Source organism: Bacillus subtilis subsp. subtilis str. 168, assembly GCF_000009045.1.
GTDB classification, from domain to species: domain Bacteria; phylum Bacillota; class Bacilli; order Bacillales; family Bacillaceae; genus Bacillus; species Bacillus subtilis.
The window spans coordinates 306439-320359 of sequence record NC_000964.3; the positions used below are offsets into that span (position 1 = coordinate 306439).

13 protein-coding genes are annotated in these 13921 nt (G+C 45.7%); 11 read left to right on the forward strand and 2 right to left on the reverse strand.

What is annotated here, in order from left to right; all coding sequences use genetic code 11:
- Positions 1-20: 20 nt before the first annotated feature.
- From ycdG to znuB, 4 genes are all read left to right on the forward strand, one after another.
- Positions 21-1706, forward strand: coding sequence for a putative oligo-carbohydrate hydrolase (gene ycdG, locus BSU_02840; protein ID NP_388166.1), 1686 nt, complete (start codon positions 21-23; stop codon positions 1704-1706).
- Between the two features lie 187 nt (positions 1707-1893).
- Positions 1894-2853, forward strand: coding sequence for a Zn(II)-binding lipoprotein (znuA, locus tag BSU_02850; protein ID NP_388167.1), 960 nt, complete (start codon positions 1894-1896; stop codon positions 2851-2853).
- Positions 2854-2908: 55 nt separating this feature from the next.
- A complete protein-coding gene (znuC, locus tag BSU_02860; RefSeq protein NP_388168.1) occupies positions 2909-3604 on the forward strand; it encodes a Zn(II) transporter (ATP-binding protein) in 696 nt (231 codons plus the stop codon).
- The gene (gene znuB, locus BSU_02870; protein NP_388169.1) at positions 3562-4404 is read left to right on the forward strand and encodes a high affinity Zn(II) ABC transporter (permease); all 843 of its coding nucleotides are present in this window, start codon (positions 3562-3564) and stop codon (positions 4402-4404) included. The genes znuC and znuB overlap by 43 nt, the downstream gene beginning before the upstream one ends.
- Positions 4405-4441: 37 nt before the next feature.
- Here the strand turns inward: znuB and yceB are convergent, their stop codons facing one another.
- Positions 4442-5437, reverse strand: a complete 996-nt coding sequence (yceB, locus tag BSU_02880) for a putative luciferase-like monooxygenase (protein NP_388170.2) — start codon at positions 5435-5437, stop codon at positions 4442-4444.
- 283 nt (positions 5438-5720) lie between these two features.
- Between yceB and yceC the strand changes: the two genes are divergently transcribed.
- The 7 genes from yceC to niaP all read left to right on the forward strand — a co-directional run bounded on the left by yceC (position 5721) and on the right by niaP (position 12489).
- On the forward strand, positions 5721-6320 hold the full coding sequence (yceC, locus tag BSU_02890; RefSeq protein NP_388171.1) for a putative stress adaptation protein (tellurite resistance): 600 nt from the start codon (positions 5721-5723) through the stop codon (positions 6318-6320).
- Positions 6321-6341: 21 nt separating this feature from the next.
- Positions 6342-6923, forward strand: a complete 582-nt coding sequence (gene yceD / locus BSU_02900; RefSeq protein NP_388172.1) for a putative stress adaptation protein (tellurite resistance) — start codon at positions 6342-6344, stop codon at positions 6921-6923.
- A gap of 34 nt (positions 6924-6957) precedes the next feature.
- Positions 6958-7536 (forward strand): putative stress adaptation protein (tellurite resistance), encoded by a 579-nt coding sequence (yceE, locus tag BSU_02910; protein ID NP_388173.1) that lies wholly within the window; start codon positions 6958-6960, stop codon positions 7534-7536.
- Between the two features lie 50 nt (positions 7537-7586).
- The gene (yceF, locus tag BSU_02920; protein NP_388174.1) at positions 7587-8360 is read left to right on the forward strand and encodes a putative stress adaptation transporter (tellurite resistance); all 774 of its coding nucleotides are present in this window, start codon (positions 7587-7589) and stop codon (positions 8358-8360) included.
- Between the two features lie 84 nt (positions 8361-8444).
- Positions 8445-10058, forward strand: coding sequence for a putative toxic compound adaptation protein (tellurite resistance) (gene yceG, locus BSU_02930; protein ID NP_388175.1), 1614 nt, complete (start codon positions 8445-8447; stop codon positions 10056-10058).
- A 15-nt stretch (positions 10059-10073) separates the two neighbouring features.
- Positions 10074-11165 carry a putative reactive oxygen species resistance protein gene (gene yceH / locus BSU_02940; protein NP_388176.1) on the forward strand — a complete coding sequence of 364 codons (1092 nt, stop codon included), beginning with the start codon at positions 10074-10076 and terminating at the stop codon, positions 11163-11165.
- Between the two features lie 121 nt (positions 11166-11286).
- Positions 11287-12489 (forward strand): niacin permease, encoded by a 1203-nt coding sequence (gene niaP, locus BSU_02950; RefSeq protein ID NP_388177.1) that lies wholly within the window; start codon positions 11287-11289, stop codon positions 12487-12489.
- Between the two features lie 252 nt (positions 12490-12741).
- Here niaP and yceJ read toward each other — a convergent pair whose 3' ends face one another.
- On the reverse strand, positions 12742-13914 hold the full coding sequence (gene yceJ, locus BSU_02960; RefSeq protein NP_388178.1) for a putative carbohydrate transporter (possibly exporter): 1173 nt from the start codon (positions 13912-13914) through the stop codon (positions 12742-12744).
- Between the last annotated feature and the right edge of the window lie 7 nt (positions 13915-13921).

The window sequence follows — 13921 nt, forward strand, 5'->3', positions numbered from 1 at the left end:
CAAAACAGGGGGATTGCGGGATGAAAACAGACTGGTGGAAGGATGCAGTGGTGTACCAAATTTACCCGAGAAGCTTTCAGGACAGCAATGGAGACGGAATTGGGGACTTGCGGGGGATTATTTCCCGTCTTGACTACATAAAGGAGCTCGGGGCAGATGTGATTTGGATTTGCCCGATCTATCCTTCTCCGAATGTTGATTACGGCTATGATGTGACAAACCATAAGGCGATTATGGATTCTTACGGAACAATGGACGATTTTCACGAGCTGCTGGACCAGGTGCATCAGCGGGGATTAAAGCTGGTGATGGACTTTGTGTTAAATCACACCTCGGTCGAGCATCCGTGGTTTAAAGAAGCGGAGCTGGACAAAAACAGCAAATACCGTAGCTATTATTATTGGCGTCCCGGCACAAAGAACGGCCCGCCGACGGACTGGCTCTCAAACTATGGATGCCCGGTCTGGCAATACGAAGAGCACACCGGAGAATACTATCTCCATATGAATGCCGTCAAACAAGCTGATTTAAACTGGGAAAATCCCGAAGTTCGCCAGGCGGTGTATGACATGATGAAATTTTGGCTCGATAAAGGGGTCGACGGTTTGCGAATTGATCAGCTCCATCTCATTTCTAAGAAAGAATATCTTCCTTCGTATGAGGACTATATCAATCAGCAGGCAGAGCCGAAGCCCTTTCAGCCAAATGGCGAACGAATCCATGACTATTTAAAAGAAATCACAGATGAAGTGTTTTCTCATTATGATGTCATGTCTGTCGGAGAGGTCGGCAGTGTCACACCGGAAGAAGGCCTGAAATATACGGGAACAGATAAGCATGAGCTGAATATGATTTTTCACTTTCAGCATATGGAGCTTGATCAGCAGCCCGGAAAAGAACATTGGGATTTGAAGCCCCTTGAGCTTTCTGATTTAAAATCGGTTTTGACAAAATGGCAAAAGAAGCTTGAACATCAAGGCTGGAATACATTGTTTTGGTGCAACCACGACCAGCCCCGGATTGTGTCCAGATTCGGAGACGATGGGGAATACCGCAAAGCATCAGCGAAAATGCTGGCAGCCGTAATTTATTTTATGAAGGGCACGCCGTATATTTATCAGGGAGAAGAAATCGGGATGACAAACGCGCCGTTCACCCGGATTGAAGACTACAAAGATATCCAAACGATCAATATGTATCATAAACGGGTGTTTGAAAAAGGCTATGATCCAAATGATGTGATGAGATCGATCTTAGCCAAAAGCCGGGATCACGCCCGGACCCCGATGCAGTGGAACAGCGGCAAAAATGCCGGATTTACTGACGGCACGCCTTGGCTGAAGGTCAATCCGAACTTCACCGCAATCAATGTGGAGGAAGCGCAGGGAGATCCTGATTCTGTCTTAAACTATTACAAAAAGCTGATCAGCCTGAGAAAGCAGTACGCTGACCTCATGAAAGGGAGCTTTGATCTTTTGCTTCCGGACGATCCGCAGTTGTTTGTATACATGAGAGAAAACAGTAAACAACAGCTTTTGTCGGTCAATAATTTTTCAAAAGAGCAGGCTGTTTTTCAGTGGCCTAAGAACTGCGGCAAAGCTCAGGCCTCACTGCTTCTCAGCAATTATAACAACGATGATCTTGATGACGAAATGGTGTTCCGGCCTTATGAGAGCAGGGTCTATCTTCTGGACAAAACAAACTAATGATTGAAGTAGCCCGGCATTTTTAGCCGGGTTTTTTTAGTACATATATTCGCTCTGCAGGCGGGAAGAATAAATGAAAATGAAATTTATTCTTGCAAAACGTAATGACTTCGGTTTATTATGATATAGGATTACAAAATCGTTATCATTTTGATTTAAAGTTACTGAAAAAGAGGGGATATACGATATGTTTAAAAAATGGAGCGGTTTGTTTGTGATTGCAGCGTGCTTTTTATTAGTTGCAGCATGCGGCAACTCATCAACAAAAGGGTCGGCGGATTCAAAGGGTGATAAACTGCACGTTGTCACAACGTTCTACCCGATGTATGAATTCACAAAACAAATTGTAAAAGACAAAGGCGATGTGGATCTGTTAATCCCATCTTCCGTTGAACCGCATGATTGGGAACCGACGCCGAAAGACATTGCCAACATTCAGGATGCTGATTTGTTCGTTTATAATAGTGAATACATGGAGACATGGGTTCCGTCAGCTGAAAAAAGCATGGGCCAAGGCCATGCCGTTTTCGTTAATGCAAGCAAAGGCATTGATTTAATGGAAGGCTCTGAAGAAGAACACGAAGAGCATGATCATGGGGAGCATGAGCACAGTCATGCAATGGACCCTCACGTATGGCTTAGCCCTGTTCTGGCACAGAAGGAAGTTAAAAATATTACGGCTCAAATCGTGAAGCAGGACCCGGATAACAAAGAATACTATGAGAAAAATAGTAAAGAATATATTGCAAAACTGCAGGATCTTGATAAACTATATCGTACAACCGCAAAAAAAGCGGAGAAAAAAGAATTTATCACGCAGCATACAGCTTTTGGCTATCTGGCAAAAGAATACGGCTTGAAGCAGGTTCCGATTGCAGGGCTTTCACCTGACCAAGAACCGAGCGCAGCCAGCTTGGCAAAGCTGAAAACATATGCCAAAGAACATAATGTAAAAGTTATTTACTTTGAAGAAATTGCATCCTCAAAGGTCGCAGATACGCTCGCCAGTGAAATCGGCGCGAAGACAGAAGTGCTGAATACACTGGAAGGCTTGAGCAAAGAAGAACAGGATAAAGGTTTAGGGTATATCGACATTATGAAACAAAACCTCGATGCCCTGAAAGATTCACTATTGGTTAAATCATAAGATAGTGTGCGCCGGAGGGGTGCACACTATTTCTTTGTGAGAAAGGAAGATTAACATGAATCTCGTCTCATTGAAAGATATCGTTTTCGGCTATTCCCATACGCCTGTTTTAGATAAAGTATCACTTGATATTGAAAGCGGTGAGTTCGTCGGCATCACTGGACCAAACGGCGCCTCTAAATCGACGCTCATAAAGGTAATGCTCGGCATGCTGAAACCGTGGGAAGGCACAGTGACGATCAGTAAAAGGAATACAGAAGGGAAACGCCTGACCATAGGGTACGTCCCGCAGCAAATTTCTTCATTTAATGCCGGATTTCCGAGCACGGTGCTGGAGCTTGTTCAGTCAGGCCGCTATACAAAAGGGAAATGGTTTAAACGTTTAAATGAAGAAGATCATCTTGAAGTAGAAAAAGCATTGAAAATGGTGGAAATGTGGGACCTCCGCCATCGTAAAATCGGTGATTTATCAGGCGGACAGAAACAGAAAATCTGTATCGCCAGAATGCTCGCCAGCAACCCGGATCTGCTGATGCTGGACGAACCGACGACAGCTGTTGATTACGACAGCAGAAAAGGATTTTACGAATTTATGCATCATCTCGTGAAAAATCACAACCGCACAGTTGTGATGGTTACTCACGAACAAAACGAAGTACAGCAATTTTTAGATAAAGTGATTCGATTAGAGAGAGGAGAAAAAGGCGGATGGAAATGTTTGACTTGGAATTCATGCGACGAGCTTTTCTAGCAGGCGGCATGATCGCCGTCATGGCTCCGATACTAGGAGTGTATCTCGTTCTCAGAAGACAGGCCTTAATGGCTGACACACTTTCACATATCTCATTGTCAGGTGTTGCCATCGGCTTTTTTCTCAGCACCAATATAACCGCAGCAAGCATAGTCGTCGTGACCATCGGCGCGATCGGAATTGAATACATGCGGCGGGCGTATCGGACTTATTCAGAAGTGTCCATTGCCATCTTAATGGCAGCTGGTTTGTCCTTCGCGATGTTTTTAATCAGCCTTTCCAAAGGCACAGCCAATATGAGCATCGATCAATACCTATTTGGATCGCTTGTGACAGTAAACCAGCAGCAGGTCTATATTATCAGTATTATCACACTGCTGATCCTGCTTTATTTTATTGTACTGAGAAGGCCGCTCTACCTGCTGACGTTTGATGAAGCTACAGCCAAAACATCGGGAATCAATACAAACGTTCTCTCGTTGTCATTCAGTATTGTCACAGGCCTTGCGATTTCAGTCATTATTCCGATCATCGGGGTCCTTCTTGTATCGGCCCTGCTCGTATTGCCGGCAGCCTTCGCCATCAGAATTGCAAAAGGCTTTAACATGGTTTTCATTACAGCCATACTCATTTCATTATTCAGCGTATTTACGGGACTGACATCATCCTATCAGCTCGGGACGCCGCCAGGTCCGTCTATTACCCTGCTATTGATCGTTTTGCTATTAATCGGATTTGCAGTTCAGGGAGTTTGGACGTTTATCAAAAAAGAAGCTCAGCGCAAAAAAAGAAGCCGATAACATGAAAAGCAGTTTTCCCTAGGGAAAACTGCTTTTTTTATAGAAACAATTCGGCAAGGCGCTCATAAGATTCTTTTTTCGCCTCAAAATCAAACACATTGCACAGAACCATGATTTCATTTGTTTCGTAGCAGCCTGTGAGGTCTAACAGCTGTTGTTTGACAGTGGTGGGAGAACCGATCACCATCCGCTTTCTGTTTTCTTCTATGAGTTTTTTATCGGACGCTGTATAGGGATGAGCTTTCGCTTCCTCGATGCTTGGCACGCGGCTGTCCAAGCCTTTTCCGACGCGAAGAAGCCACAGATCCTGGCTTAATGCGAGTTCTTCTGCCTCTTCATCTGTTTTTGCGCAAATGACAAAAATCGTAAACAGTGCGGATGGATTCGAAAAATGGGCTGAGGGCCGAAAGCTTTCCCGGTAGATGCGGAATGCATTTTCTCCTCGCTCGGGATTAATGAAATGCCCAAATACATATCCAATCCCCTGGTGCGCCGCGCGTCTTGCGCTGTTTTCACCAAGACCGAGCACCCATAGCTCGGGTGCCGTACCAATAAGGGGCGCCGCTTTGATTCCGGCATACGGATGGTCGGGAGGAAGGGAATCTGTTAGAAAATAAGAGACATCCTGCAGCTGTCTGTTAAATTCGGTTAAGCTTTTTTTCACCCCGTCCGTTAATGCAAGTCTGGTTTTTGTCGTGCCGCCGGGGGAGCGACCGACGCCGAGGTCAATCCGGTTTGGATACAGGGCCTCAAGCTGGCGAAAGGTTTCAGCCACTTTAAATGGGCTGTATTGGGGCAGAAGCACGCCGCCTGATCCGACACGAATGGTGTTTGTCTGTGCTGCGATGCGGGCGATCATGATTTCAGGCGCTGTGCTTGCCAGTCCTTTCGTGCTGTGATGCTCGGCAAACCAATAACGCTTATAGCCCCACTGTTCGCTTAATTGGGCAAGCTCAACCGAATGCTGGAGAGTTGTCACAGGGCTTTCTCCTTTAGAAACAGGTGCCTGATCAAGTATGCTTAAATGAATCAAAAGGCCGCTTCCTTTCTGTCTGTTTTTAGATGGTGACACCAGAATAGGCAAAATGACTTGCCCGCGTCAAATGGTTTGTTTAAGAAGCGCACTTTATAGCATTTGCAAATCATATATCAAATATGGAAGTTTTTTTTCGAGGTTTTTCGTCAATTATTCTTAACTTTTACGAAACTTTGATATAATAACAAACGTATATATTAGTAATTTACGGCTTATTTTCCTTGTGAGCGTAAAAATAAATGTGACTATCTTCACATTTTGATGAGTAGGAGTGAATCGTGTGGCAATTTCTTTAGAAAAAGGTCAACGAATTGATTTAACAAAAGGAAAAGCCGGTCTGTCAAAATTGATGGTCGGTCTCGGCTGGGACCCAGTGTCCTCAGGCGGAGGATTCTTCAGCAAACTGCTTGGCGGAGGCGGTCCGAATATCGACTGTGACGCTTCAGTGCTGATGCTGGAAAACGGAAAATTCACCGATAAGAAAAACCTGATTTATTTCGGCAACCTGAAAAGCCGCTGCGGCGGTGTACAGCATACAGGCGACAACCTGACGGGTGACGGTGCGGGCGATGACGAGCAAATTATGATAGATTTAGATAAAGTGCCTGGAAACATCGATAAGCTTGTATTTGTAGTGAACATTTACGATTGTGTCAGAAGAAAACAAGATTTCGGCATGATTCAAAATGCGTTTATCCGCGTAGTTGATCAATCTAATCACGAGGAAATGCTCAAGTACAATTTGAGAGACAATTACGCCGGCAGAACAAGCCTGATTACAGCAGAAATCTACCGCAGCGGCAGTGAGTGGAAGTTTGCGGCGGTCGGTGAAGGCACAAACGATACGAGATTAGAAGATATTATCAGTCGATACGTATAAAAGAAAAGGAGTGGATGAAACATGACAATTTCATTGGCAAAAGGACAAAAAGTAGATTTAACAAAAACAAATCCGGGTCTTTCAAAGGTTGTTGTCGGTTTAGGCTGGGATACGAACAAGTATGACGGCGGGCACGACTTTGATCTTGACTCAAGTGTGTTTCTGTTAGACGCCGCGGGCAAATGCGCGTCACCAAACGACTTTATTTTCTACAACCAGCTTGAAGGCGGCAACGGTTCAGTCGTTCATTCAGGCGACAACCTGACTGGTGCTGGCGAAGGCGACGATGAGAATGTAAAAGTAAATCTCAGCGCTGTACCGGCAAACATTGATAAAATCTCATTTGTTATTACCATTCACGATGCAGAAGCGCGCAGCCAAAACTTTGGACAAGTATCAAACGCGTTTGTCCGCATCGTAAATGAAGAAACAAATGAAGAGCTCATCCGTTACGATCTTGCAGAAGATTTCTCTATTGAAACGGCAATCATTGCAGGGGAGCTTTACAGACATAACGGCGAGTGGAAATTCTCAGCAATCGGCTCAGGCTACCAAGGCGGCCTTGCCCGCATTGCAACAGACTACGGTTTGCAAGTCGGTTAAGACAAATACGAAGAGCAGAAAGGAGAGAGGCAGTATGGCCATTCAATTATCAAAAGGACAGCGCATTGATTTAACAAAAACAAATCCGGGACTGACTAAAGCGGTGATCGGCTTAGGCTGGGATACAAACAAGTACTCCGGCGGACACGATTTTGACCTGGATGCTTCGGCCTTTTTAGTTGATGCGCATGATAACTGCGTAAATGATCTCGATTTCGTCTTCTATAATAACCTTGAACATCCGAGCGGCGGTGTCATCCATACGGGTGACAACCGCACGGGTGAGGGCGACGGAGATGATGAGCAGATTATCGTTGATTTCTCAAAAATCCCTGCTCACATTGAGAAAATCGGCATCACAGTGACCATTCACGACGCTGAAGCACGCAGCCAAAACTTTGGACAAGTTTCCAATGCATTTGTCCGCGTTGTGGATGAAGAAACGCAGAATGAGCTTCTTCGCTTCGATTTGGGAGAAGACTTCTCCATTGAAACAGCTGTTGTCGTTTGTGAGCTTTACAGACACGGCGGCGAGTGGAAATTCAATGCAATCGGCAGCGGATTTTCCGGCGGGCTGGCTGCATTGTGCCGGAATTACGGTTTGCAAGTGTAAGCGAGTGACAAATAGAGAAGTCACCGTTTCAAATTATAGGAGGAAAAAACTTGGACTTTTTACATCATATTTTGTCTACGTATGCTTCATTTTTCGATTGGAAAATGTGGGGGGAAGTTCTGACTGATCCTGTTTCCTGGGGTTTGATCGGTTCCCTTGTTGTTCTGGAAGGCCTTTTATCGGCCGATAACGCGCTTGTTCTTGCGGTCATGGTTAAACACCTGCCGGAAAAACAGCGGAAAAAAGCGTTAACGTATGGTTTGTTTGGAGCTTATATTTTCAGGTTTATTTTCATCGGGCTCGGTATGCTTCTCATTAAATTCTGGTGGATCAAGGTGCTTGGCGCGCTTTACCTGGCTTGGCTCGTCATTAAGCACTTCTGGATAGGCGAAAAAGAAGAGGAAGCGGACGGCATGAAGAAAAACTCTTGGATGGTCCGCACGTTCGGGATCTTCTGGGCGACTGTCATTTCAGTAGAATTAATGGATCTTGCCTTCTCTGTGGACAGCATCCTGGCCGCGTTTGCAGTATCTGAAAAAGTATGGGTGCTTCTGATTGGCGGTATGCTTGGTATTTTAATGATGCGTACAGTGGCAAAAGTGTTCCTTGTGCTGATTGATAAAATTCCTGAGCTGGAAAACACAGCATTCGTCTTAATCGGCATTATCGCGCTGAAAATGGCGGGGAGCGCTTTCCATTACGAAATGCCGCACTCTGTATTCTTCATTATCATTATCGCTGCATTTGCGGTAACATTGATCATTCACTACATCAATAAACAAAAGCAGGTGCGCGAACAAACAGCCGCTTCAAAAGAAGAATAAAACAAAACAAGGAGGGAGGTTCAATGTCCTTCCTTTTTTGTTACCGAAATATCGTTTCAATGACAAACCGGAAAGGAGGATATGATGAGACAAGAAGAACTAACCATTCATAAAGCACTTCCGGCTGATGGCGATTGGAAAAGCCTGCTGTTTCAGCCATTGCCGGAGCGGGATCACTATGAAACTGCACAAGGCCTTTCTTTTTCTCGTCTTGCCGGTCAGATATTGGGCACGCCTATTGATGAGACGGACTACTATAACGAGCTGTATGAGCTGTCTGTAAACGACCGCATAACGATTTTGAGTGAAACGCTTGATAAAACAATCGAACCGGAAACATTTCAAAAGCTTCAGCATATTCATTCCATCAATCAGAAAGAAAAAGGGCTGTCAGTCAGCCGCTTTGTTGCCTTTCTGGACGGGGAAAAGCTGATTGCGAAGCACTCAAATCCCTTGATGCACCGCCATTTAAGAAAAGCGTTGATGACGCTTTTACATACCTTTGCGGACAGTCATGAAAAGGGGCTGAATCATCCTGATTTTCGCAGAGTGCTGCTTGATGTCTCGAAGTTTTCCTTAAACCATCTGAACCCTTGGCTGGAAAAAACCGATATAGAGCGGGAGATGCCGAAGGTTGTTTGGTATGGAGATGCGACGAAAAGCCAGCTCTATTTCTTATATTATCTGATGCTGGTCGGCTGTGATGTACTGCTGTTCCATCCGGCGGGAACGGATCAGCTGGCGCTTGTCGACCCGAAGCAGGAGCTCGGTTTTACGGAAAAGCTCCCGGATGTTTCGGAGCTTCAGCCGTTTCCGAAAGAAAAACCAGACCGGAAATCAACAGTGGCTTACCGCTCAACAAAGGAAATTGAACATGTGCTGAATCACGAGGAATCCATGCTATATAAGCCGTGGCAGTTCAGAGATCACACACCGGTGTCCGTTACGCTGAAAACGACCTATGATGAATTGTTTTTAATCACGAAAGAACGCGCCTTTATTCGGCCGAATTTCAAAGCTGATAAACATTCCATTGAGATTCCGAATGTATTCGCCAAAATTATGGGCGTGTCGAAAGACAATAAGGAATATTGGAACAGGCTTCATACTCTAGCGGATTATCAGGAAACAGAAATGGTCAGAAGCTTTCCATTTACAGAAGAAATAAAGTCGAACTATCAATTTCACTACAGCCACGCACTTGATCAAGAAGGGAACATTGATCCGGACAAGCTGATGGCAAGCAATGTGTGGCAGTACAAACAGCTGCCGGCGGGCGTTCAGACTGCCATTGCCAAAACGATTTCGAGAATGTGCAGGTACCCGCGGCTTAAAGCCTTGCATCAGGAACAAGTCAAGGATGTTCAAATCTATTTGTTTAAACAAACAACAAACCTGCCTGCTAATCTGCTGAAATTGATTCAAATGTTCGACTATGCGCAAACCGTTCCGAAACTCGTTTTATATCATACGGAAATGAGCGGCGGACTCACGCGTTCGGATGCTGCCGCCCTGCTGTTCCTGAATGAAATCGGAATCGATATCATCATTTATAATCCGCCCGGACACCAAGATATTGAGCAGTTTATTGAAGAGGATCAGTATGATATCCACTGGCTGGATGACATGGTGTTTCAGCAGGACTACAAAGAGCCTTCGCTTGTGAAAAGGCTCTTCAGAACCATTACCCAAAAATAAGGAGAGAAGAAAAGCATGACAACAGAAAATCAAAATCCGCTTGTTCTCGATAAAAATGAAGAGATTTCCCAGCAAAAAGCTGACGATATCCGTCTTCAGCTCCGTCAGGAACCAGAAGTGAAGCGGCTTGCTCAACAAATTGACGTCAAAAACCAAATGGAGCTGCTTGAGTACGGCAAGGAGCCGGCCGTTGAAATATCCAAGTTCTCTGACCGCATCTTGGGGATGATGAAAACAACAAGCGTGACAGACTCCGGCACAATGCTGACTCAGCTTGGGAAAATCATGGACCGCTTCGACAAAAATGATTTTGATGAGCCAAAGGGATTAATGGCGAAAATTTTCAAACGCGGCGGCAGCATGATTGAAAAAATCTTTAAAAAGTATCAGACGCTTGGCGGAGAGATTGAAAAAATCCACGTTGAGATTTCAAAATACAAAGATGAGATGACGAAGACGAACTACACGCTCGATGAAATGTATGAAAACAATATCAAATACTATATGGAGCTTGAAAAATACGTCGTTGCCGGGCAGATGAAACTGGAAGAGATGCAGTCGATCCTTCCTTCATATGAGGAAAAAGCGGCAAGCGGGAACCAGCTGGCGCAAATGCAGCTCGATACGTTGCGCAACGGCATTCAGGCGCTTGAGGAACGGGTGTATGATCTTGACATGGCACGGATGGTGGCGCTTCAAACCGCACCTCAAATCCGTCTCCTGCAGCGAGGAAATGCAAAGCTGATCGGGAAAATCAACTCCGCGTTTATCATTACCATTCCGATTTTCAAAAACGGCATTATTCAGGCTGTTACGGTAAAGCGGCAAAAGCTTGTGGCTGATTCCATGAGCGAGCTTGACCGCCGGACAAACGAGATGCTGAAACGAAATGCTGAAAACATCTCGAGCCAAAGTGTTGAAATTGCGAGAATGGCCGGCAGACCGAGCATAGATATTGAAACGATTGAATCGTCTTGGAACACGATTGTCAGCGGCATGCAGGAAACAAAACAAATCGAAGAAGAAAACAAGCGCCTCCGCGAAGACGGCGCGAGACGAATTGCCCAGCTTCAGGATAATATTAAAAAAGCAGCATTGCAGCAATAATAAAAACCCCGCTTGTGGAACATAAGCGGGGTATTTCAATTACATCATTTAGTTAATGACAATGTGTAAAGACAGGTGTAAACTTAAACGGTAATCATTTTGCATATCAGAGGTGTTGGCAATGGGAAAACAACAGCCTATATCCCAGCGTAAACTGCTGGGCGTCGCCGGTTTGGGGTGGCTGTTTGATGCAATGGATGTCGGAATATTATCGTTTATTATCGCCGCGCTCCATGTAGAGTGGAATCTGTCGCCCGAAGAAATGAAATGGATCGGAAGCGTCAATTCCATCGGCATGGCTGCGGGTGCGTTTTTGTTTGGTTTGCTTGCTGATCGAATCGGCCGCAAAAAAGTGTTCATCATCACCCTTTTATGCTTTTCCATCGGAAGCGGCATTTCCGCTTTTGTGACGAGCTTATCGGCATTTCTAATCCTTCGTTTCGTGATTGGTATGGGACTTGGCGGCGAGCTTCCAGTCGCTTCAACACTCGTTTCGGAAGCGGTTGTGCCTGAAAAGCGGGGCAGAGTGATTGTGCTTTTGGAAAGCTTTTGGGCCGTGGGCTGGCTCGCAGCGGCCTTGATTTCTTACTTTGTGATACCAAGCTTCGGCTGGCAGGCTGCCCTTCTGTTAACTGCGCTGACTGCTTTTTATGCGCTGTACCTGCGGACGAGTCTACCTGATTCGCCGAAATATGAATCGCTTTCTGCCAAAAAGAGGTCGATGTGGGAGAATGTAAAAAGCGTCTGGGCAAGACAGTATATACGGCCGACGGTGATGCTGTCGATCGTTTGGTTCTGTGTGGTGTTTTCTTATTACGGCATGTTCCTATGGCTCCCGAGTGTCATGCTGCTGAAAGGCTTCAGCATGATTCAAAGCTTTGAATATGTCCTGCTGATGACGCTTGCTCAGCTACCTGGCTATTTCTCTGCCGCATGGCTGATTGAAAAAGCGGGCCGGAAGTGGATACTCGTCGTTTACTTGATTGGCACAGCAGGAAGCGCCTATTTCTTCGGAACGGCGGATTCCTTAAGTCTTCTGCTTACGGCTGGAGTGCTGTTATCGTTTTTCAATCTCGGTGCGTGGGGCGTGCTGTATGCTTATACCCCGGAGCAATACCCGACTGCGATTCGAGCAACAGGTTCAGGAACGACAGCAGCGTTTGGAAGAATCGGCGGCATCTTCGGGCCTTTGCTCGTCGGAACCCTGGCAGCCCGTCATATTTCGTTTTCGGTCATCTTTTCAATCTTTTGCATTGCAATCTTACTTGCGGTTGCTTGTATTTTGATTATGGGGAAAGAAACGAAACAAACTGAGCTAGAATAGGAAAAGCACCTCTTAAAAGAGGTGCTTTCAGCGTGTCGACAAACCCTCGCATTCGTTGTCAGGACTGCGCTTCGGTGCTCAATGCGAAGTGGATCAACGGCTAAATTCTCAGGCGTCCTGCCTAAACGCCGTCGTCATCACATCCTGTGAATGTCCGCTCCTATGCTCGTCCTTCCTAGACTTCAAGGGTTTTCAATCACGCTGAAAAGATTTTGTCAACAATCTGAGGCACCTCTTGAATGAGGTGCTTTTTTACAATTGCGCCCGGGCTGTGGATTGGCGTTTCCCGGTTTTACTGATTGTCTGGTAGAGCGTCATAGAAAGTATGAACAGAATGGCAGTAAATCCTGTGACAGCTCCGAAATGCTGTGTGCTTTGATATAAAAAACCTGCAATACTTGTACCGACAGTGGTTCCGGCATACATAGCGGCATTGGAAAGGGAAGCGATGGTTCCTCGCGCATTTGGTGCAATGGATTGAAAGACACCCATCATTAACGGAAAGATGATGCCAGCTGTAAAGAACGTGAGAAAAAAGCCGGCTTCTACTAAAAACAAGTTTGGAAAGAACGGAAGAGCGAAATAGAGAGCGCCCATTAGCAGCATCCCGCTGATCAGTGTTTTAAACATGCCCAGCTTTTCTGAAACCCGGCTGCCGATAAGGCTCCCGAGCATATTTCCCAGTCCGAGTACAAGCATAGCTGCGCCAATTTGTGACACGGTTAAATGATAATCCGCGGAAAGCCAAGTACCCAGAAAGCTGAACGATGCGAAGTTTCCGGTTTGAAACAGAAAATAGGCAAGCAGAATGACCGATGTTTTCGGCAATGAAAAAAGCTCCCGATAGGGGTTGACAATTGATGGGCGCGCCAATGGTTCAGAAGGCCGGATGCCAGGCATGACCGCCGCCAGGATCAATAGAAGAATAAGCGAGCACGCTGACAAAACGAAAAATGGCGTATGCCATGTAAAGGAAGCGAGAAACCCTCCAATAGGAAGTCCGAGCATTTGTGAAGCGGCCAAACCTGCTGTCGCAATCCCCATGCCTTTTATGATCTGAGAAGGCTGGACAATGACTGGGATGGACGCCCAAATTTGAGGCGTCACAAACGCAGCGCTAACGCCTGCGGCAAAACGGAACAGGCACATGGCGGCAAAAGAGGGAGCGATGCCGCATAAAAATGTGGATACGATAAAGCCTGCAAGTCCCCACAGCATGACTGTTTTCCTGTTCAGCCGGTCTGAGATTGGGCCTGCAATGAAAGCGAAGAGTGCATAACCGAGTGCATAAGCACTGACCATCCAGCCTGACAAATCAGTAGAGACATGAAACTGATCCTGTAAAAGGGGGAGAAGCGGCGAAAGCAAAAAGGTATCCGTGCCAATGACAAACATGACACTGAAGAAAAGCCAAATGCGATTCAAATTTTAT

What these genes read in the sequence shown, in the direction of transcription:
- ycdG (NP_388166.1), top strand. Translation starts at nt 21, where the DNA reads ATGAAAACAGACTGGTGGAAGGATGCAGTGGTGTACCAAATTTACCCG.
- znuA (NP_388167.1), top strand. Translation starts at nt 1,894, where the DNA reads ATGTTTAAAAAATGGAGCGGTTTGTTTGTGATTGCAGCGTGCTTTTTA.
- znuC (NP_388168.1), top strand. Translation starts at nt 2,909, where the DNA reads ATGAATCTCGTCTCATTGAAAGATATCGTTTTCGGCTATTCCCATACG.
- znuB (NP_388169.1), top strand. Translation starts at nt 3,562, where the DNA reads ATGGAAATGTTTGACTTGGAATTCATGCGACGAGCTTTTCTAGCAGGC.
- yceD (NP_388172.1), top strand. Translation starts at nt 6,342, where the DNA reads ATGACAATTTCATTGGCAAAAGGACAAAAAGTAGATTTAACAAAAACA.
- yceE (NP_388173.1), top strand. Translation starts at nt 6,958, where the DNA reads ATGGCCATTCAATTATCAAAAGGACAGCGCATTGATTTAACAAAAACA.
- yceG (NP_388175.1), top strand. Translation starts at nt 8,445, where the DNA reads ATGAGACAAGAAGAACTAACCATTCATAAAGCACTTCCGGCTGATGGC.
- yceH (NP_388176.1), top strand. Translation starts at nt 10,074, where the DNA reads ATGACAACAGAAAATCAAAATCCGCTTGTTCTCGATAAAAATGAAGAG.
- niaP (NP_388177.1), top strand. Translation starts at nt 11,287, where the DNA reads ATGGGAAAACAACAGCCTATATCCCAGCGTAAACTGCTGGGCGTCGCC.